We start from the raw sequence: 19,690 nt of genomic DNA, 5'->3' as shown, positions 1-19,690 counted from the left end.
TTTTCCGCAAGTCTGGTCATACGAAACGTCAAACCTGAAACCAGGACGATCAAATGGGAGGAATCATGCTCAAGAACACGTCTCTGCATCGCCCCTTGCGCAGCCGCCTGACCGGCGCCGTGATGGCCGGCGGCATCGGCGTCCTGCTGGCGATGGCCTCGGCTGCGCCCGCCGCCGCGCTGACCCCCGAACAGGAGGCCGTCGCCAAGCGCATCGTCGAGGAGCTCCAGCCCTCCACGCTGTCCAAGGACGAGCAGATGAAGGAGCTGGAATGGTTCGTCAAGGCGGCCGAGCCCTTCAAGGGCATGGAGATCAACGTCGTCTCCGAAACGCTGACCACGCACGAATATGAATCGAAGACGCTGGCCAAGCTGTTCAGCGAGCTGACGGGCATCAAGCTCAAGCACGACCTGATCCAGGAAGGCGACGTCATCGAGAAGCTGCAGACCCAGATGCAGTCGGGCCGCAACGTCTACGATGCCTATGTCAACGACAGCGACCTGATCGGCACCCATGTCCGCTACGGGCAGGCGGTCGCGCTGTCCGACTTCATGGGCGGCGAGGGCAAGGACGTCACCCTGCCGACGCTGGACGTCAAGGACTTCATCGGCACCAGCTTCACCACCGGCCCGGACGGCAAGCTCTACCAGCTGCCCGACCAGCAGTTCGCCAATCTCTACTGGTTCCGCGCCGACTGGTTCGCCCGCCCGGACCTGAAGGAGAAGTTCAAGGCCAAGTACGGCTACGATCTCGGCGTGCCGCTCGACTGGTCGGCCTATGAGGACATCGCCGAATTCTTCACCAACGACGTGAAGGAGATCGACGGCGTCCGCGTCTACGGCCACATGGATTACGGCAAGAAGGATCCGTCGCTTGGCTGGCGCTTCACCGACGCGTGGCTGTCGATGGCCGGCGCCGGCGACAAGGGCCTGCCCAACGGCAAGCCGGTCGACGAATGGGGCATCCGCGTCGAGGGCTGCCGCCCGGCCGGCGCGTCCGTCGCGCGCGGCGGCGACACCAACGGCCCGGCGGCGGTCTATTCGCTGGTCAAGTACATCGACTGGCTGAAGAAATACGCCCCGCCGGAAGCCGCCGGCATGACCTTCTCCGAATCCGGCCCGGTGCCGGCGCAAGGTGCGGTCGCGCAGCAGATCTTCTGGTACACCGCCTTCACCGCCGACATGACCAAGCCCGGCCTGCCGGTGGTCAACGCCGACGGCACGCCGAAGTGGCGCATGGCCCCGTCGCCGCACGGTCCCTACTGGGAGCAGGGCATGAAGCTCGGCTACCAGGATGTCGGATCCTGGACCCTGCTGAAATCCACGCCGGCCGAGCGTCGCAAGGCGGCGTGGCTCTACGCCCAGTTCACCGTGTCGAAGACCGCGTCGCTGAAGAAGACGCTGGTCGGCCTGACCCCGATCCGCGAGAGCGACATCAAGTCGGAGCCGATGACGGCGGCGGCGCCCAAGCTCGGCGGCCTGGTCGAGTTCTACCGCAGCCCGGCCCGCGTGGCGTGGTCGCCGACCGGCACCAACGTGCCGGACTACCCGAAGCTGGCCCCGCTGTGGTGGCAGAACATCGCCGAGGCCGTCACCGGCGAGCGCACCCCGCAGCAGGCGATGGACAATCTCGCCGAGCAGATGGAGCAGGTGATGGCCCGCATGGAGCGCGCCAACATCGGCGGCGACTGCGCGCCCAAGCTGAACCCGAAGAAGGACGCCAAGGAGTGGTTCGCCGCCCCCGGCGCCCCGAAGGCCAAGCTCGACAACGAGAAGCCCAAGGGCCAGACCATCGCCTATGACGACCTGCTGAAGGCCTGGAAGGAAGGCCGGGCGCAGTAACGCACAGCTGATTGGGGTATCCCTCTCCCGTCCCGGGAGAGGGAAGGGGCCCATGCGCAGCATGGGAAGGGTGAGGGGGAAGGCAAGGATCGGAATCCATGTGCGGAGCCCCCTCACCCTCCCGCCTGCGGCGGGTCCCTCCCTCTCCCGGGGCGGGAGAGGGTATGACAAGCGCGAAATCACGGGGGACACGCAGCATGAGCAAGGCCGGCCATATCCTCGCCATCGACCAGGGCACCACCTCGTCGCGGGCGATCCTGTTCGACGGCCGGGGGCGGCCGCTGGCCGAGGCGCGCCGCGAGTTTCCGCAGCATTACCCCGGCGACGGCTGGGTCGAGCATGACCCGGCCGACATCCTGCGCGACGTCCGCACCGTGGCGCGCGAGGCGGTCGAGAAGGCCGGGATCGATGCCGCCGCCATCGCCGCCATCGGGATCACCAACCAGCGCGAGACCGCGGTGGTGTGGGACCGCGCCACCGGCGAGCCGATCCACCGCGCCATCGTCTGGCAGGACCGCCGCACCGCCGCGCTCTGCCACGATCTGGTGGCGTCCGGCCATGCCGAGACGGTGCGCGCGAAGACCGGCCTGCTGATCGACGCCTATTTCTCCGCCACCAAGATCGCCTGGATCCTCGACCATGTGCCGGGTGCCCGCGCGCGGGCCGAGCGGGGCGAGCTGTGCTTCGGCACCATCGACAGTTTCCTGATCTACCATCTCACCGGCCGCCGGGTGCATGCGACCGACGCCACCAACGCCTCGCGCACCATGCTGTTCGACATCCATGTCCAGGACTGGGACGACGAGCTGCTGGCGCTGTTCCGCGTGCCGCGCGCCATGCTGCCGCGGGTGCTGGACAGTTCCGACGATTTCGGCGCCACCGAACCCGACCTGCTCGGCCGGCCGATCCCCATCGCCGGGGTGGCGGGCGACCAGCAGGCGGCGGCCTTCGGGCAGGCCTGCCTGACGCCGGGCATGGCGAAATCGACCTACGGCACCGGCTGCTTCGCGCTGATCAACACCGGAGAGACGCCGGTGGTGTCGAAGAACCGGCTGCTGACCACCGTCGCTTACCGTCTGAACGGCAAGACAGCCTATGCGCAGGAAGGCTCGATCTTCGTGGCCGGTGCGGCGATCAAATGGCTGCGCGACGGCATCGGCATCATCACCCACGCCAGCCAGACCGACGACATGGCGACCCGCGTGCCCGACAGCCACGGCGTCTATTTCGTCCCGGCCTTCGTGGGCCTGGGCGCGCCGCACTGGGATTCGGACGCCCGCGCCGCGATCTTCGGCATGACGCTGGACGTCGGCCCCGCCCATATCGCCCGCGCCGCGCTGGAGGCGGTGGCCTACCAGACCCGCGACCTGATGGAGGCGATGGGCGGCGATTGGGGCGGCACCATCAACGCGCTGCGCGTCGACGGCGGCATGGCCGCCAACGACTGGCTGTGCCAGTTCCTGGCCGACCTGCTGGCGATGCCGGTCGAACGCCCGAAGGTGATCGAGACCACGGCGCTGGGCGCCGCCAGCCTCGCGGCCCTGCGGGTCGGCGTGTTCGACGGGCTGGGCGCGGTGTCCGACGCCTGGGGCAGCGAGCGCCGCTTCGAGCCGCGCATGGAGCAGGGCCGGCGCGACCGGCTCTATGAGGGCTGGCGCGACGCCGTGGCGCGGGTGCGGTCGCCGCGCTGAGTCTTTCGGGCTGACGCGGCCTGCCCCCTCCCCGGCCCTCCCCCTCTTCGAGGGAGAGGGTGCCTTCTGCGAAGCGGCGGCAGTCCCCTCTCCCGCGGGAGCGGGGGAGGGTTAGGGAGGGGGCAACCTCCGCCTCGACCTGATCGGCGACCTGCGCTCACCCCTCCGCCGGGTCGGCCAGCATGTGGCGGATCTCGCTCTTCAGCAGCTTGCCGGTCGCGGTATGGGGCAGGGCGTCGACGAAGCGCACGTCGTCGGGGATGCACCATTTGGCGACCTTGCCCTCGAAGACCGCCAGCAGTTCCTCGCGCGTCAGTTCGGCACCGGGTTTGCGGACGACGACCAGCACCGGGCGCTCGCCCCATTTCTCGTCGGGCACGGCGACGGCGGCGGCCTCCTGGACGGCCGGGTGGCCGACGGCGATGTTCTCCAGGTCGATGGAGCTGATCCACTCGCCGCCCGACTTGATGACGTCCTTGGTGCGGTCGACGATCTGGACATAGCCGTCGGCGTCCATCGTCACCACGTCGCCGGTCTCGAACCAGCCCGGAACCGTCTGGTGCGCCGGGCTGTCCACCACGCCGAAATAACCCGAGCAGACGGTGGGGCCGCGCACCAGCAGCCGGCCGAAGCTGGTGCCGTCGCGGGCCACGTCGGCGCCGGAGCCGTCGACCACGCGGAACTGCACGCCGCAGATCGGCCGCCCCTGCTTGGAGGCGAGCGCCAGCGCGGCGTCGGCATCCAGCCCGGCATGCTTGGCCTTCGGCCTGTTGGCGAGGCCGAGCGGGCTGGTTTCCGTCATGCCCCAGGCATGCAGGACCTCAACCCCCATCTCCTGGAAGCGCTGGATCATCACCGGCGGGCAGGCGGAACCGCCGATGGCGATGCGGCGCATCGTCGTCAGCGCCTTCTTGTTGGCGTCGAGCCAGTTCAGCAGGGCCAGCCAGACGGTCGGCACGCCGGCGGTGTTGGTGACCTTCTCCGCCTCGAACAGCTCGTAGAGGCTGGCGCCGTCCAGCTTGCCGCCGGGGAAGACCAGCTTGGCGCCGGCCAGCGGTGCCGCATAGGGCGTGCCCCAGGCATTGACGTGGAACATCGGCACCACCGGCAGCACCACGTCCGACGCCGACAGGCCGAACACGTCGGGCATGCAGGCGGCCATGGCATGCAGATAGGCGGAGCGGTGGCTGTAGAGCACGCCCTTCGGGTTGCCGGTGGTGCCCGAGGTGTAGCACATGCCGCAGGCGCTGTTCTCGTCGAGCAGCGGCCAGTCGAAAGCATCGGGCTGGCCGGCCAGCAGATCCTCGTAGCACAGCAGGTTGGGCAGGCTGGAATTCGGCATGTTGGCCGCGTCGGTCATCACGACGATGCCCTTCAGCCCGGTCAGCTCGTGGGCGATGCCCTCCAGCAGCGGGACGAAGGTCAGGTCGGTGAACAGCAGCCGGTCTTCGGCGTGGTTGACGATGTAGGCGATCTGTTCGGGGAACAGGCGCGGGTTGATGGTGTGGCAGACCATGCCCGAGCCGCCGATGCCGTAATAGCATTCCAGATGGCGGAAGCCGTTCCAGGCCAGCGTGCCGATGCGGTCGCCCGGCGTCATCCCCAGCGCCGCCAGCGCGTTGGCCAGCTTCTGCGCGCGGACCCAGGCGCCGGCATAGCTGTAGCGGTGGATCGGCCCCTCGGTGGTGCGCGACACGATCTCGGTGTCGGCGTGGTAGAGCGCGGCGTGACGCAGGATCGACGTCACCAGCAGCTGCTCGTTCATCATCATTCCACGCAGCATCGTTTCACTCCCGGTTCATTTGTCTGCTGTTTGGTAATCGTCTGCACCGGGTCTTCGTCAGGCGCGCAGCCGGCGAGCCGCCGCTCGGCGTCGGCCTCCATCGCCTTCAGCTCGACGATCACCTCGGCGATTTCCGACTGCATCCGTTCAAGCTCGGCCAGCCGGGCGCGGATCTTCCGCAGCCCGTCGCGATACTGCCCGGCACTGGGCTGGCCCGAGCGGTAGTGCGCGAGATAGTCGGCGATCTGCTCCAGCGAGAATCCCACCCGCCGGAATTTCAGGATCAGGATCAGCCGCGCGCGGTCGCGGTAGGTGAAGACACGGCGTCCCCCCGCCCGCTGCGGCGTCAGCAACCCTTTTTCCTCGTAAAAACGCAACGCCTGCGGCGTGAGATCGAACTCCGCCGCCAATTCAGTCACGCCGTAAACCCGATCCCGTTCGGACATGGACAATCCCCTGCGCCAGCGAATTTCGCCACGGGCGCAGGGGGAAGTCAACGTCAATGAGCTAATGCGCGCTTTACCTACTGCTTCATTGGCTTAAAATGTGGCAATCAAGTCGTGGAACTCAGGCGGGATAGAAGATTTCGAGGCGAAGTTTCCAAGAGTAAATTCATTAGACCTCGGTCGCATTTCACTAGAGATTTCGGAAAATAAGCCGGTGGAATTGGTGTTGTATTCCGACACCAAAATCTCAAGCCAGCGTTTGAAAAAGAGCATTGCAAATTTCCCTCTGTATCGTTTGGCTCCATCCAATTTATCGAAGATATCATTTAACGCAGAAATGACCTGTTCGTTCGTGTCCATATCAAATGGGATCAGTTCAGTAGATGATCTGCCCGATGGTTCGCATGAGGAGAAGGTTATCTTCGCTAAGTGGCCCACCCTAACTGGAATTCGATCTGGAAGTTCTATGCCTAATCTGCGCGCATAGAAAATTCGCCGATTTACCTCTTTTGTCTCCCTCAAGAAGTCTCCATAAGAGTTGTGAAAAAGCTTGAGGATCGCAAAGCGAAGCTCCGGCTTTCCGTTAAAAGGAAATTCGACCTTTAATATCTCTTCCAATACACTCTCTGAAACGAGGTAATTCTCTATAGAGTATTGATCTGTCATATAGACATTCTCATTGTTTGGGAAAGCTTCTAAATCATCGTAATCCCTGTCAACAAAGAAGTGTACGTTGTTTTTCAGTCCTCCTAAATCCCTCGACAATATAATCTTCATATTCCTGATCTGTTTCTTCCCACCGCAAACAAATATCTCATACTTCATCTCCTCTCTTATTCGCCTTATCCATTGAGAATACACTGCTTTATCATCGTCACCCTCAAACACGAATATCGCGATATCTGGCAGTGTGGAGCGGAGATTGGCAAGTTGAAGCTTTAATTCCGCAGAAGTTCCTCGCGATTTTCGAACGCGATCAACTTCAACATCAATTTCCCCGCATTCTGAGTTAGACATCTAAGTGATCCTCATCATTCAATGCAGACTCATTATTCAGGTTTGAACTCTCTTCCCGGACTTTCAACGACTTTGCAAATGGATCTAAGTCGTTATCGAATATGAATGGAGAATGAGTTATAGCGATGACTTGTTCGCAAGAGGGAGAGTTTAAAACGTCTACAAGGATTTGCCTCTGCCAATCAATAGATAGAGAGAGTTCTGGTTCATCGATGAGAACGATCTTCTTGTTAGGATATAGATATAACCTTGCAAACAAGGAGATCATTTGCTTTTCTCCTGATGATAGCGCATCAAGTGAAATCTTTCTCCCACCTGGAACGCTAGTCACGTAGACTCTTAGGTCACGGCGGTTTAATTGAAGCTTCTTACCTGCAACTCCCATGGATGCTATGGAATTATTGCGCTGTGTGCTTGGCTCAGGAGATAGAAGATACTTATTGCAGTTCTCAACGAATCCATCTACTGGTGCCTCTAATGCTTTAGATGTGGCAATCACTGTCGAGAGCTGCCCTAGAAAATATTTAAGAAACTTGCTTGACGATTCTGAAGCAGAATTCTCCGAGTAAATTTTCCCTATATTGGGAATGGATACCGGAGGGTAGGGGCCCATACGCCTGCCTTGTTCGAGGCGCTCAAAGAATAGCTTCAACTCATCTTCTGTTGGAAGATCTTGAGCGACTTCTTCTTGACTATCGAACGAGCCATCGATCAGATCATTGATGATATTTGCGCTAATGCTACGGTATCCGTTGTTTGACTCGAGGATAATCTGATGGTTAAGTTCGCTCAGTCGTTCTGAAATGTCTGAAAGGCCAAACTGTATATCGCCTGTATAAAGACTCCCAGACGCGAGGTTAAATATCGGCTTTCGGTTCTTTCGATGTGTGGGAGTTTCTTCATCCGTCAAGGCAAGTTCGATACGCCGGTATGTAGGAAGATAAACAATTTCATGGCCGTCCAGCGCTGACGTAATTACATTCCAAATTAATTCAACGTTTGGGTGCCTGCGATAAAGTTCTTGCCGCAGCTTGTCGCAAATTGATCGGGCCTCGGAGAAATTGTAATTTACAGAATTCCAAATTGCATCAAACACCTCGGAATTTCCGTATGAATATGACTTTTGAGGCCTTGGACTCATTTCCTCCGTCAAAAATGAAAACAGCTTGGCGGGAACAATATTGGCCCTGCTGGTAATCTTTTGAAATTCTCCGTCACTTGGAACTTGAAGAAATTCAATTACATCTTCATGTTTTAAGACTAGTTCCTGATCGTGGTTCCGAATCTTGCATCGAATTTCTGAGAATTCAAGATTCCGCAATCGTGAGAACTGAAGACGTAAAAACGCATCTAAAACACCAAGAAGGGTAGTTTTGCCTGTGCCGTTCCGAGCGATAAGCACAGTGGCAGCATATGCAGAATCTAAAGTGATTGAGCGATACCCATAAAGACCATAGACTCCAAAGCTTTCTATCAGCGATGCGCGGGAGCCTCGGATTGATTCAGGGCTCAATTTTTCATCTTTGTTCATTTTATTCTCCGTCACATGTTGCATGCTAACCGCTAAACCAACGAAGCTCTTGCAGATAATCCCCTGCCGCTATAGGGCGCCCAAGCAGATAACACATATAATGTATGATATTGTCTCTCGGCAACTCCGCGGTGTGTTGTGAACGTGGTGTGGGCTAATTATTTATCAGCTTTAATGGTATCCTCAGCCGGTTTATCAGTCCTCGATGGCTCCCAGTCTATGGGTGCCATCCTGCGCGCCCATGGCAGGGATTGTGCATGAAACGCTGCGGCGGCCGGTGCCTTCCGCCGACTGTTCGTTAGGGTGACGGGGGCGATTGCGCCCCTCACCCCCGCGGCAGGTAGCGCGTCCGGTCCAGCCCGTGGCGGGCCATCTTCTCGTTCAGGGTCCGGCGCGGGACGTCGAGCAGGTCGATCACCGCCTTGATGTCGCCCTTGCAGCGCTCCAGCGCCTGTTCGATCACGCGCTTTTCGAAGGCGTCGACCTGATCGGACAGCGCACGCGGCACCGCCGCCGCCTCGCCGCCGACGGCGCGGCGGCGCAGCAGCCCGGCCACCCCGCCGCGCCCGACCGACAGGACGTGGCGTTCGGCCAGATTGCGCAGCTCGCGCACATTGCCGGGCCAGTCGTGGGCCAGCAGTGCGTCGGTGTCGGCCGGGTCCAGCGGGCGCGGTTCGCGGCCGTGGCTGGTGGCGAACCCGGCGGCGAAATAGTCGAACAGCAGCGGGATGTCCTCCGCCCGGGCGCGCAGCGGCGGGATGTGCAGCTCCGCCACGTTCAGCCGGTAATAGAGGTCGGCGCGGAAGCGCCCCCCCTCGCTGAGGTCGAGCAGGTCGGTCTTGGTCGCGGCGACCAGCCGCAGGTCCAGCGCGACCGGCTTGTTGGAGCCCAGCCGCTCGATGCTGCGCTCCTGCAATGCGCGCAGCATCTTGACCTGAAGCGACAGCGGCATGCTCTCGATCTCGTCGAGGAACAGGGTGCCGCCGCTGGAATGCTCCAGCTTGCCGGCGCGGCGCTGGGTGGCGCCGGTGAAGGCGCCGGGCTCGTGCCCGAACAGCTCGCTCTCGGCCATGCTGTCGGGGATGGCGCCGCAATTGACGGCGACGAAGGCGCCCTTCTCCCCCCGGGGGCCGAAATCATGCAGGCAGCGGGCGACCAGCTCCTTGCCGCTGCCGGTCTCGCCATGGATCAGCACGCTGGCGCTGGTGGCGGCGAGGTCGAGCAACTCGCGCCGCAACTCGGCGATGGCGGGCGAGGTGCCGATCAGCCGCGCCTCGATCCCGCCGCCTGCCGCCCGCCGGCGCAGGCCGCGATTCTCCAGCACCAGCCGCCGCTTCTCCGCCGCCCGGCGGAGGACGGCGACCAGATGGTCGGGCTCGAACGGCTTCTCGATGAAGTCGTAGGCGCCGCGCCGCATCGCCTCCACCGCCAGCGCCACGTCGCCATGGCCTGTGACGAGGATCACCGGCAGGTCGGCGTCCCGCTCCAGCGCCCGTTCCAGCACCGCCATGCCGTCCATCCGCGGCATCCTGAGGTCGGAGACCAGCACGCCGGGGAAGTCCGGCGCCAGCAGCTCCAGCGCCGGCTGCGGCGTCTCGAAGCCCTGCGCAGCGAATCCGGCCAGCTGCAGCCACTGCGTGACCGAGACGCGCATCGCCGGCTCGTCGTCGACGAACAGCACGGGGGTGGCATCGGGGGCGGTCTTCATTCCGGTCCTCCTTTCGCGTCGGGCAGCTGGACGACGAAGCAGGCGCCACCGTCGGGGTTGTTCTCCGCCCTCAGCGTGCCGCCGAAATCCCGCACGATGCCATAGGACAGCGACAGGCCGAGGCCGAGCCCTTGACCGACCTCCTTGGTGGTGAAGAAGGGGTCGAACAGCCGGAGCCGGTGCGCCTCGGCGATGCCGGTGCCGGTGTCGCCGATGCGGATCTCCCAGCCCTCGCCGTTGCGGGCGGCGGTCAGGGTCAGGCGGCGGTCGTCGCACAGGTCCATGGCGTCCGCGGCGTTGCGCAGCAGGTTGACGAAGACCTGTTCCAGCCGCACGGCGTCGCCGCGGACCAGCGCGTCGGGCGGGATCGCCTGTTCGACCCGCACCTCCTCCTCGCGCAGCCGGGGGGCGAGCAGGGCCAGCGCGCGGTCCATGGCGCGGGCGACCGGCACCGCCTGCACCCGCGCCGGCCCCTTGCGGGCGAACTCCTTGAGGTGGCCGGACAGCTGCGCCATCCGTTCGGCCAGATCGCCGATCATCGCGAGGTTGTCGCGGACCGTCGCCGTCTCCCCGCGCTCGGCCAGCAGGCGGGTGGAGGCGACGAAGGTGCGGATGGCGGCCAGCGGCTGGTTGATCTCGTGTGCCAGCGCCGCCGACATCTGGCCGAGCGCCGCCAGCTTGCCGGCCTGCACCAGCTCCTCCTGCGCCTCGCGCAGCACGCGGTTGGCGGTGAGCAGTTCGGCCGTGCGTTCCTCCACCCGGCGTTCCAGCATCGTCCGCGCCTCGCGCTGGAGCCGCAGGGTCTGCCGCCGCTGCCAGCCCAGCCCCGCCGCCGCCGCCAGCAGCAGGATGCCCATGCCGGTCAGCACCGCCGCCCCCGCCGCCTCGGCCCGCACCGGCTCCAGGTCGGACAGCAGGCGGATGGTCCAGCCGAATTCCGGCAGCGCCAGCTCCTGCATCAGGTAGGCGCGGCGGGCCGGCGCTGGGGCGGCGGACGCATGCGCAGGGCCGGGCAGGCCGACGACGGGCAGGTTGACCAGCCGGGCGCCGGTCTCCATCACCGGGCCGTCATGCAGCCCCAGCGGGACCAGCTCGCTGCGGTCGTACTGGCGGGTCTGCGCCAGCCGCGCCTTCACCGCGTCGGGCAGCGGGCGGAGCGCGCGGTATTTCCAATCGGCATGGCTGGACAGGAAGACGATGCCGTTCTCGTCGGTCACCAGCACCCGCTCGCCGCCGGCCGCCCAGTCGCGCTGGAGCGATTCCAGGTCGATCTTGACCACGGCGACGCCGATCAGCCTTTCCCCCAGCCGCACCGCGTGCGACAGGAAATAGCCGGGCAGGCCGGTGGTGACGCCGATGCCGAAATAGCGGCCGCTGCCGCCCTCCACCGCCTGCCGGAAATAGGGGCGGAAATCGTAGGTCTGGCCGACGAAGCTCTGCGCCGGGTCGGCCCAGTTGCTCGCCGCCAGCGCCAGCCCCTTGCGGTCGACCACATAGAGCGCCGCCGAGCCCGCCGCGGCGTTCGCCGTCTCCAGCCGCCGGTTGGCCGCGTCGCGCCGGGCGTCGGACGGCGCCTCCAGCAGATCGAGCATCTCGTGGTCGCGGGCGACCAGGAAGGGCAGATAGTCGTAGCGGCCGACCGCGTTGCGGATGCTGCTGGCATAGAGCCCGAGCCGCTGGTCGCCGTTCAGGGTCAGCGCCGTCCGCGCCTCCGCCTCCGCCCAGCGATAGGCTCCCCAGCAGGCCAGCGCGGTGACGGCGGCCAGCAGGGCGGCCAGCGATGCGGCGATGAACGCCACCCGGCGGCGCCGCAGCGGGCGGGAGGAAGCTGTGTCGGCCATCGCCTGTCTATGGAGCCGCCGGGGCGGCGCTGTCCAGCGCCTTTTGGCCATCGGATCCCGATGAAATCGAGGTGGAGCTGTTTATTTTAAATGGACGTTCAATCAATGAAAATCGGGCCGTATCGACGGCAAGTCGATGAGCAATGGCTGGGGGCTCCAAATGAATGGCCGGTCCACGTGATGAAAATGCCGGGCATCTGTTGTTCGCATCACTTTCATGGAGGCCGAAAGACGGCTATGGTGCGCGGCCGAAAGCCCGGCCTCGACCTTTGGGGATTGGCCGGATCGGGCGGCTTGAGAAGGGGAGACAGTTTCATGGATGCCGAATCCATTCGCGCCGCCTACCGGCGCTATGCGGGCTTTTACGACCGGGTGTTCGGCGTGCTGCTGGCCTCGGGCCGCCACGCGGCGGTTGAGTGGCTGAACCGCCGCGGCGGCCTGCGCATCCTGGAGGTCGGCGTCGGCACCGGCCTGTCGCTGTCGGACTACCGCAAGGACAACCGCGTCGTCGGCATCGATCTGTCCACCGACATGCTGAAGGTGGCGCAGGAGCGGGTGGCGCGCGAGCGGCTCGACCATGTCGAAGGGCTGCTGGAGATGGACGCCGGAAAGCTGGCCTTCGCCGACGGCAGCTTCGACGTGGTGGTCGCCATGTATGTCATGACCGTCGTCCCCGATCCCCAGGGCACGATGGCGGAGTTGGAGCGCGTCTGCAAACCCGGCGGCGACATCGTCATCGTCAATCATTTCGCCGCGCGCCGGCCCGGTGTCCGGCGTGCGGTGGAGGGCTGGCTGTCGCCCTTGTCGAAGAAGCTGGGCTGGCGCCCCGACTTCACGCTGGATGCGATGATGACCGGGTCGCGGCTGGCGGTCGAAAGCATCCGCACGCTGCCGCCCTTCGGCCTGTTCAGCCTGCTGCATTGCCGGCGCGGATAGCGGCAAGGGATAGCGGCTAGAGATAGCAGGCGTGACCGCGCTTGCCGGCTGCTGCTAGTCTGGGCATCGTCATTCGGGCGGCGATCACGGGAGCGGGACATGGCCATCACTGCGGGCGGCGATCTGGGGGCCGGCGATCTGGCGGGCAAGCGGATTCTGGTGCCGGAGAGCCGGGATCTCGACCTGTTCGCCGGCATGATGGAGCAGCATGGGGCGGAAACCATCCGCTGCCCGATGGTGAAGATCCTCGACCTCGACGATCCCGCTCCGGCGCGGCAATGGCTGGAGACGCTGCTGGGCGAGGGGTTCGACGACATCGTGCTGCTGACCGGCGAGGGGCTGCGCCGCCTGATGAAGGTGGCCCGCGCCATCGACCGGGAGGCCGACACCGTCGCCGCCATCGGCCGCGCCCGCGTCTTCGTCCGCGGCCCGAAGCCGGTGAAGGCGCTGCGCGAGATCGGCTGCACCCCCTACAAGTCGGCTCCCGCCCCGACCACCGACGGCGTCATCGCCGCGCTGGCGACGGAGGATCTGGCCGGCCGCCGCGTCGGCGTCCAGCTCTATCCCGACAACCCGAACGAACCGCTGCTCGACGCGGTGCGGGCGCGCGGCGGCCTGCCGGTGGCGGTCACCCCCTACCGTTACGCCAACGATTCCGAGACCGGGGCGGTCCAGGCGGCGATCCGCGAGATGGCGGAGGGGCGCATCGATTTCGTCGCCTTCACCGCCTCGCCCCAGGTGCGGCGCCTGCACGAGGTGGCCGACGCCTGCGGTCTTGGCGACGCCTTCCGCGAAGGCTTCGCCCGCACCCGCATCGCCGCCGTCGGCCCGGTGGTGGCCGAAGCGGTGGAAGCGGCGGGCGGCACCGTCGCCGTGTCGCCGGAGTCCACCTTCCACATGAAGCCGCTGGTCAACGCCATCCGCAAGCTGTTGGCGGACGGCGCGGGCTGAGGAGCGACCTTTCGCCCCACCGCCCTGTCGCAGGTTCCCATTGATAATAATTCTCAGTGTTGATTAACCTTCGACGCGCAGTGTTGGCGCCGGCCACCGGATGCCCGTTCCGGGGCCGGCCGTTGCCAGGAGCGTCGTCATCATGTCCGTCACCCGTTTTCCCTTCTCCCGCCGCGTGCTGGCGCTGGCCGTCCTGTCGGCCGGGCTTGCCGGCGGCGGGTCCGTCTTCGCGGCGGATCTGTCGACCCGGGAGAAGCTGGGGGAGGCGCTGTTCTCCGACAGCAACCTGTCGGCCAACCGCACCCAGTCCTGTGCCGACTGCCACAACCCCTCCTTCGGATTCGCCGATCCGCGCACCGACGGGGCGGACGGGGCGGCGTCGGTCGGCGACAACGGCAAGTCGGTCGGCGACCGCAACGCCCCGACGGCGAGCTATGCCGCCCTGACGCCGGCCTTCCACATCACGTCGGACGGCAAGCCGGTCGGCGGCCAGTTCCTGGACGGCCGCGCCGCGACGCTGAAGGACCAGGCCGGCGGCCCGCCGCTGAACCCGGCCGAGATGGGGCTGGCTTCCAAGGAACAGGCGCGCGACCGGCTGGCCGAGAATCCGGACTATGCCCGCGCCTTCGTGGCGCTCTACGGTGCCGGCGTGCTGGACGATGCCGGGCGGGCCTATGATGCGATGAGCGACGCCATCGCCGCCTTCGAGCGGACCGACCTGTTCTCGCCCTTCGATTCGAAATACGACCGTTACCTGCGCGGCGAATACAAGATGACGCCGGAGGAGGATCTGGGCATGACCCTGTTCTTCTCCACCCAGTTCACCAACTGCAACCAGTGCCACAAGCTGAAGCCGATGCCGGCGGCGGCGGGCGAGATCTTCACCAATTACGAATATCACAACATCGGGGTGCCGCCGAACCCGGCCCTGCGCGAGGCGTCGGGCAAGCCGGGCTTCGCCGACCGCGGCCTGCACGACAACCCGGCGACAGCCAAGCCGGCCCATGAGGGCAAGTTCAAGACCCCCACCCTGCGCAACGTCGCGGTGACCGGACCCTACATGCACAACGGTGTGTTCAAGGACCTGGAGACCGTCGTCCGCTTCTACGACCATTACAACAACCGGACGGAAAAGGCGGCGGTCAATCCGGAAACCGGCAAGCCCTGGGGGCAGCCCGAGGTGGCGGCGAACCTGTCGCGGAAGGAACTGGAGTCCGGGCCGGCGCTGGACACCCGCCGGGTCAAGGCGCTGGTCGCCTTCATGAAGACGCTGACCGACGCGCGCTATGAACCGCTGCTGAAGTGAAACCGGCGGTCAGCCGCCGATATCGACCCGGAACAGCTCCAGATCCAGCAGCTCCATCGTGATGAGTCGGCCCCCGGCCGGCTTGCGCGTGCCCAGCCGGCGGACCAGCGGTCGGCTGAGCCATGCCGCACGGGCACGGTCGATCAAGGCGGTGCAGCGATGGGACAGTCTGGCGTTCATGGCTGGTCGGCTTTCTCGCGCGGAAGAGGGGGCAGGGGGCACGGATAGGCGGCGGTGTGGCTCCTGTGAGCGGATGCAATAAGAATGTCGCGGCAACGTGACAGTTTCTATCGCCCGAAGGTTTAGTCCCTAGGCCGTATGGCCGATTTTCTCCCCTTTACATCCGCGCCTGTGTCCTTTCTGCGACGAAAGGAGGAGACGGTCAGGCGATCACGCCGACCTGCCGCCGCAGTGCATCCCGTGCCTCGCCGTCCAGAACCGGCATGCCGCCGCGCGCCTCCAGCAGATAGGCGCCGGGATCGGACAGGGTGCGCATGGCGAAGCCGGTAACCAGCGGCGGACCGCCGCCGGGCGGCGCCGGCTCATAGACGGGGGTGAAGCTGCAGCCGCCGAGCAGCGCGCGGATCATCAGCGTCTCGTCGGACGATGCGCCGGCTGCCGGCGAGTTGATGCCGAACAGCAGCCGTTCCGCCTCCGCCTCGGTCACCAGCCCGCGTTCCAGCAGGATGTCGACCATGGCGGAACCGGTCATCACCGGCGCCGCCCGCCCTTTCCAGCAGAAGCGGCCGTCGTCCCAGCCGACGTCCAGGCAGCGGAAAACCATGTGCGGCTCGGCTCCGGCCACCCCGGCGACAATGTAATTGAGCCGCAGCAGCCCGTTCCAGGCGCCGGCCGGCGCCACGATGCAGGACAGGCCGCCGCGGGTCAGGCGCAGGTAGGTGTCGTTGATGCCCGACGGCTCGAAATCGAAAAGCATGGCGCGCTCACCTCGCTGCCGGCTGGCAGGCCCGATGTTCCGGTTGCCCAGCCTGGGGTCCGGTGAGTCAGGTGAGACGCCGGGGGAGCGCTGCAAACTGTCCATGCGGATGGTCCCCCTTTGCGCGCAACGGCGAAAGGCGGTAGGCCGTTCCGCAGCGGTCCGGAGCGCGGCCCTCCGGCGATTGCCGCGCTCCGGTTTCCGGTCAGGCATTCACGTCGTCGACGGCGCTCGTCTTCAGGCAGTAGACGGTGGGCAAGGGTTGCGGGGGCGTGCCGTACCCCTGCGTCGCGTAGAAGGTTCCGCTGGCGACCCCGGCATCCGCGTCGGCGGGAATGGCCCGCCAGATGGCGCCGTCGGCGGCCGAACCGCTGCCCTTGTCGTTCCAGACGGGGTCGCCGGCCACGGCCTCGGTCACCAGCGATTTGTGCACGCAAACGAAGCGATCCACCTCGGCCCCGGACGGGGCATCGTAGTTGCTGGTATTGAAGCGGGCCAGATGTCCCAGGGCGCGATAATCCGTCGGCGGAATGGGCGCCCACAGCGAATAGTCGTTGGCGCGGCCGGAGCCATGGTCGCCCCACACCTGGACCCATCCGGTCGGCGGGGCGGTGGCGCCCGGCTGGTTGTCGTGCGGCCTGATGATCATCGTCGCGGCCTTCGGCTGCAAGTCGCCATAGCTGCCTTGCGCGTAGTGGCCGACCCAATAGTAACCCTCCTGCACGAGGCTGGCGGGCTGAGGCCGGAAGAAGCTGACATTGCCCTTGGCTCCGCTGCCCTGGTCGTTGCCGCAGGGCTCGAGCGTGTTGATCATCTGGTACTGTAACCTATACGCGGTGAACTTCCTGTAGGCGGCTTCGAGGGCCGTTCTGCGCGCAGGATCGGAGCACAATGTCCAGATGCCCTTCAGGCTCTTGGCATCGAAATCGCACAATTCCGGTTGGTCGAGGATCGTGGCGGACCATGCCTTGAAATCGTCCGGCTCGTTGAGAACATTCTCTTCCAAACTCGAATCGCCACCGACGCAGCTCGACGTTCTCATGGATTTCATGTTGAAGGTGTCGATCTGGGTCTGGTAGGCCGTCTTGTCCTTGACGGACAGGCTTCCTCTCAGTCCTGCATAGGACATGGTGGCGGCGATCTGGAGTTGCTGGGTGTCGCTGAAAGCCGTGCTGGAAATGACGGAATTCGCGTCGGCCCGGCCACCGATGAACGCTCTCGCCACATAATGGGTGCCGTAGGTGATGAACAGATCGTCGGGAGACATCTGCATCAGGTCGTTCGCGAATTGCGGCGCCAGGCGGGGACGGAGAGCGGGAAGAAGCGTGTCGTATGGCAGGTCGATCTGCCACAACTTGTTGACCCAACGGACAGTTATGAAGGAATTGTTCGTATTCGTCCGGGTTGCCCGGTCGAAATCGACGGATATAGAAGCGGAGAAGAAGCCGTAATTGCCGGAGAGTCCTGTTTCTGTGTTGAGGCTTGATGTGTATTCGGAAACACTTTTTCCGTATATGTACTTATCATTGCTGCTATCAATTGAAGTTACGGTTATAAAATTTTTTGGATATACGTACTCATTTCCTCTAAAAGAGAATATACCATCAAGTTGATCTGGTTGTTGAAAGAGATTTACCGTGCAACTTTCCTTGTCTGCGTATTTTCCAAAGACGTTGTAACCATATCCAATTCGATCCAGGCCGGGAAGAACGGTGATGTTTTCGTCACTCATGGCACAACCCTCCGACGGGACACGCTTTTTGCGTGTTTTTATTAAAAGTAATGTAACTCAATCAAAGCAACAAACAAATCTTAAGACATTATAAAAAGAATTATGAGCGAATTAAAAACCCATTAAGTGTATTATGTTCCATAGATGCGCCGCTTGGGAGAGGAATGGTTGGCATGAATGCCCTCTTGGCTGCGGGGAAGCCGGAAAAATCCCTGGGTATCGGCGATCATCGCGCATCCTGCACATGCCGGGCGCCAAGGCGACCCAGGTGACATCCGGGATGGGGGAACTGCCTATCGGCGCCGTCCGCCCGCTTGCCGTTTTAAAGAAAATGGCCCGCGGACGGCTGCGCTGTGCGCCAGCCGTCCGCGGGCCATGACTCAAGGACGATGCAAATCAGGGACGATGCAAATCAGGAGGGGAGGGCGGCGGTCAGTTCGTCGGTCCCATGAACACGCTGTCGCGGCTGTCCGTCTCGGCCGCATTCACGGTGTCGGACAGTTGGAAGGTCAGGGGCAGCGACATCGCCGTCACCGACGCCCGCGGCGCCGTCACATAGACGCGGTATGTCGCGACGCTGTCCGGCTGGGCCGAGATGGTGGCGGTGTGGGCCGCCGATTCCTCCTCCGCCTCGCCGATCACCTTGATCTCCGCCCCGGCGACGCCGGCGACGCTGAGGGTGTAGGCGCGGTCCTGCCGGGTCTTGTTGGCGACCTTGAAGGTGTAGGCGTTGCGGATCGACCCGTCCGACAGCGTCACGAACAGCGGGGCGCGGTCGCGCAGGACCGTGATGTTCAGGCTGGGGCGCAGCGCGAAGCTCCAGGCCATGGCGCCGCCGATGACCAGCATCAGCAGGGCGTAGACGATGACGCGCGGCCGCAGCAGCCGCCACTGATAGGGCTTGCCGGACGCGCGGACGTCCTGGGCCGCCAGCGAATCGAAGGCGATCAGCCGGGTCGGCAGCCCCTGCTGGATCATGATGGTGTCGCAGGCGTCGACGCACAGGCCGCAGTTGATGCAATCCGACTGTTCGCCGGTGCGCACGTCGATGCCGATCGGGCAGACCTGCACGCACTGGCCGCAGTCGATGCAGTCGCCGAAGCCCTGGGCCCGCCGCTCGTCCCAGCTCTGCGACTTGCGCTTGGGCCCGCGGTTGTCGCCGCGGTCGGCCTGATAGGTCACGACCAGCGAATGTTCGTCCAGCATGGCGCTCTGGATGCGCGGCCACGGGCACATGTACATGCACATCTGTTCGCGGGTCCAGCCGGCCATCACATAGGTCATGCCGGCGAAGATCGCGAAGAAGGAGGTCGCCTCGTAGCTGGCCTGGAAGGTGGCCAAGTCGCGCAGCAGCCCCGGGGCGTCGGTGAAATAGGCGAGGAAGCCGAAGCCGGTGACGAGGCTGAGCCCGATCCATCCCGCATGCTTGCCGGCCTTGCGCAGGATCTTGCGCGTGGTCCAGGGTTGCTTCTCCATGCGGATGCGCTCGGCCCGGTCGCCCTCGAAGGCACGCTCGATCCAGACGAACAGGTCGTTCCACACCGTGTGCGGACAGGCGAAGCCGCACCACACGCGCCCGGCCAGCGCGGTCGCCAGGAACAGCCCCAGCGCCGACACGATCAGGATCCCGGTGAGGTAATAGATCTCCTGCGGCCAGATCTCGATCCAGAACAGGAAGAAGCGCGGCGCGGTCAGGTCGAACAGGACGGCCTGGGACGGCGCCTCCGGCCCGCGCTCCCACCGGATCCAGGGAGCGATGAAGAACAGCGCCAGCAGGATGGAAAAGGTGATGGTCTTCAGGCGCCGGTAGAGGCCCTTGACCGCCTTCGGGTGAATCGTCTTGTGGCTTTCGTACAGCGGAACCTTGGCAGCCTGGGTCGCAGTGTGGGCTGGGGTTCGCTGAACGATGCTTCCCTCTGGCATGTCGATGGGCCTGATTTCCGGTTCCACGTTGGCGCGGAGCATAGTCG

The 19,690-nt window shown here is 64.4% G+C and carries 15 protein-coding genes; 5 read left to right on the top strand and 10 right to left on the bottom strand.

What is annotated here, in order from left to right:
• The first annotated feature begins 65 nt into the window (after positions 1-65).
• Positions 66-1,841: an ABC transporter substrate-binding protein gene (locus ABMY26_RS13260; RefSeq protein ID WP_372396185.1), complete on the top strand. Its 1,776-nt coding sequence runs from the start codon at positions 66-68 to the stop codon at positions 1,839-1,841.
• Between the two features lie 197 nt (positions 1,842-2,038).
• Positions 2,039-3,532 carry a glycerol kinase GlpK gene (gene glpK / locus ABMY26_RS13255; protein WP_372396184.1) on the top strand — a complete coding sequence of 498 codons (1,494 nt, stop codon included), beginning with the start codon at positions 2,039-2,041 and terminating at the stop codon, positions 3,530-3,532.
• Positions 3,533-3,689: 157 nt separating this feature from the next.
• Here the strand turns inward: glpK and ABMY26_RS13250 are convergent, their stop codons facing one another.
• The 6 genes from ABMY26_RS13250 to ABMY26_RS13225 form a co-directional block, all read right to left on the bottom strand.
• Positions 3,690-5,315, bottom strand: a complete 1,626-nt coding sequence (locus tag ABMY26_RS13250) for a 3-(methylthio)propionyl-CoA ligase (RefSeq protein WP_372396183.1) — start codon at positions 5,313-5,315, stop codon at positions 3,690-3,692.
• On the bottom strand, positions 5,300-5,761 hold the full coding sequence (locus ABMY26_RS13245; protein ID WP_372396182.1) for a MerR family DNA-binding transcriptional regulator: 462 nt from the start codon (positions 5,759-5,761) through the stop codon (positions 5,300-5,302). The genes ABMY26_RS13250 and ABMY26_RS13245 overlap by 16 nt, the downstream gene beginning before the upstream one ends.
• A 93-nt stretch (positions 5,762-5,854) precedes the next feature.
• On the bottom strand, positions 5,855-6,778 hold the full coding sequence (locus ABMY26_RS13240) for a DUF4435 domain-containing protein (RefSeq protein ID WP_372396181.1): 924 nt from the start codon (positions 6,776-6,778) through the stop codon (positions 5,855-5,857).
• Positions 6,771-8,309, bottom strand: a complete 1,539-nt coding sequence (locus ABMY26_RS13235) for an AAA family ATPase (protein ID WP_372396180.1) — start codon at positions 8,307-8,309, stop codon at positions 6,771-6,773. Before ABMY26_RS13235 ends, ABMY26_RS13240 begins: the two co-directional genes overlap by 8 nt.
• Positions 8,310-8,634: 325 nt before the next feature.
• A complete protein-coding gene (locus tag ABMY26_RS13230) occupies positions 8,635-10,017 on the bottom strand; it encodes a sigma-54-dependent transcriptional regulator (RefSeq protein ID WP_372396179.1) in 1,383 nt (460 codons plus the stop codon).
• Positions 10,014-11,858, bottom strand: coding sequence for an ATP-binding protein (locus tag ABMY26_RS13225; RefSeq protein ID WP_372396178.1), 1,845 nt, complete (start codon positions 11,856-11,858; stop codon positions 10,014-10,016). Before ABMY26_RS13225 ends, ABMY26_RS13230 begins: the two co-directional genes overlap by 4 nt.
• A gap of 315 nt (positions 11,859-12,173) precedes the next feature.
• On the opposite strand from ABMY26_RS13225, the gene ABMY26_RS13220 reads away from it, so the two are divergent.
• The 3 genes from ABMY26_RS13220 to ABMY26_RS13210 all read left to right on the top strand — a co-directional run bounded on the left by ABMY26_RS13220 (position 12,174) and on the right by ABMY26_RS13210 (position 15,051).
• Positions 12,174-12,794, top strand: a complete 621-nt coding sequence (locus tag ABMY26_RS13220) for a class I SAM-dependent methyltransferase (protein ID WP_372396177.1) — start codon at positions 12,174-12,176, stop codon at positions 12,792-12,794.
• A 99-nt stretch (positions 12,795-12,893) separates the two neighbouring features.
• The gene (locus tag ABMY26_RS13215) at positions 12,894-13,745 is read left to right on the top strand and encodes a uroporphyrinogen-III synthase (protein WP_372396176.1); all 852 of its coding nucleotides are present in this window, start codon (positions 12,894-12,896) and stop codon (positions 13,743-13,745) included.
• 142 nt (positions 13,746-13,887) lie between these two features.
• Positions 13,888-15,051, top strand: coding sequence for a cytochrome-c peroxidase (locus tag ABMY26_RS13210; protein ID WP_372396175.1), 1,164 nt, complete (start codon positions 13,888-13,890; stop codon positions 15,049-15,051).
• 9 nt (positions 15,052-15,060) lie between these two features.
• Here the strand turns inward: ABMY26_RS13210 and ABMY26_RS13205 are convergent, their stop codons facing one another.
• From ABMY26_RS13205 to ccoG, 4 genes are all read right to left on the bottom strand, one after another.
• Positions 15,061-15,231, bottom strand: coding sequence for a hypothetical protein (locus ABMY26_RS13205; RefSeq protein WP_372396174.1), 171 nt, complete (start codon positions 15,229-15,231; stop codon positions 15,061-15,063).
• A 202-nt stretch (positions 15,232-15,433) separates the two neighbouring features.
• On the bottom strand, positions 15,434-15,988 hold the full coding sequence (locus tag ABMY26_RS13200; protein WP_372396173.1) for a hypothetical protein: 555 nt from the start codon (positions 15,986-15,988) through the stop codon (positions 15,434-15,436).
• A gap of 205 nt (positions 15,989-16,193) precedes the next feature.
• Entirely contained in the window at positions 16,194-17,720 is a 1,527-nt protein-coding gene (locus tag ABMY26_RS13195; RefSeq protein ID WP_372396172.1) for a Vps62-related protein, read from the bottom strand.
• Positions 17,721-18,152: 432 nt separating this feature from the next.
• A complete protein-coding gene (gene ccoG / locus ABMY26_RS13190) occupies positions 18,153-19,643 on the bottom strand; it encodes a cytochrome c oxidase accessory protein CcoG (RefSeq protein ID WP_372396171.1) in 1,491 nt (496 codons plus the stop codon).
• Positions 19,644-19,690: the final 47 nt, after the last annotated feature.

The sequence above is a fragment of the Azospirillum sp. HJ39 genome (genome assembly GCF_041507355.1).
GTDB lineage: Bacteria > Pseudomonadota > Alphaproteobacteria > Azospirillales > Azospirillaceae > Azospirillum > Azospirillum thiophilum.
Note: the sequence above shows the minus strand (reverse complement) of the source record. Positions and strands in the feature narration are given on the sequence as shown.

What these genes read in the sequence shown, in the direction of transcription:
- ABMY26_RS13225 (WP_372396178.1), bottom strand. Translation starts at nt 11,858, where the DNA reads ATGGCCGACACAGCTTCCTCCCGCCCGCTGCGGCGCCGCCGGGTGGCG.
- ABMY26_RS13195 (WP_372396172.1), bottom strand. Translation starts at nt 17,720, where the DNA reads ATGAGTGACGAAAACATCACCGTTCTTCCCGGCCTGGATCGAATTGGA.
- ABMY26_RS13230 (WP_372396179.1), bottom strand. Translation starts at nt 10,017, where the DNA reads ATGAAGACCGCCCCCGATGCCACCCCCGTGCTGTTCGTCGACGACGAG.
- ABMY26_RS13240 (WP_372396181.1), bottom strand. Translation starts at nt 6,778, where the DNA reads ATGTCTAACTCAGAATGCGGGGAAATTGATGTTGAAGTTGATCGCGTT.
- ABMY26_RS13215 (WP_372396176.1), top strand. Translation starts at nt 12,894, where the DNA reads ATGGCCATCACTGCGGGCGGCGATCTGGGGGCCGGCGATCTGGCGGGC.
- ABMY26_RS13205 (WP_372396174.1), bottom strand. Translation starts at nt 15,231, where the DNA reads ATGAACGCCAGACTGTCCCATCGCTGCACCGCCTTGATCGACCGTGCC.
- ABMY26_RS13250 (WP_372396183.1), bottom strand. Translation starts at nt 5,315, where the DNA reads ATGCTGCGTGGAATGATGATGAACGAGCAGCTGCTGGTGACGTCGATC.
- ABMY26_RS13220 (WP_372396177.1), top strand. Translation starts at nt 12,174, where the DNA reads ATGGATGCCGAATCCATTCGCGCCGCCTACCGGCGCTATGCGGGCTTT.
- ABMY26_RS13260 (WP_372396185.1), top strand. Translation starts at nt 66, where the DNA reads ATGCTCAAGAACACGTCTCTGCATCGCCCCTTGCGCAGCCGCCTGACC.
- ABMY26_RS13235 (WP_372396180.1), bottom strand. Translation starts at nt 8,309, where the DNA reads ATGAACAAAGATGAAAAATTGAGCCCTGAATCAATCCGAGGCTCCCGC.
- ccoG (WP_372396171.1), bottom strand. Translation starts at nt 19,643, where the DNA reads ATGCCAGAGGGAAGCATCGTTCAGCGAACCCCAGCCCACACTGCGACC.
- ABMY26_RS13245 (WP_372396182.1), bottom strand. Translation starts at nt 5,761, where the DNA reads ATGTCCGAACGGGATCGGGTTTACGGCGTGACTGAATTGGCGGCGGAG.
- glpK (WP_372396184.1), top strand. Translation starts at nt 2,039, where the DNA reads ATGAGCAAGGCCGGCCATATCCTCGCCATCGACCAGGGCACCACCTCG.
- ABMY26_RS13210 (WP_372396175.1), top strand. Translation starts at nt 13,888, where the DNA reads ATGTCCGTCACCCGTTTTCCCTTCTCCCGCCGCGTGCTGGCGCTGGCC.
- ABMY26_RS13200 (WP_372396173.1), bottom strand. Translation starts at nt 15,988, where the DNA reads ATGCTTTTCGATTTCGAGCCGTCGGGCATCAACGACACCTACCTGCGC.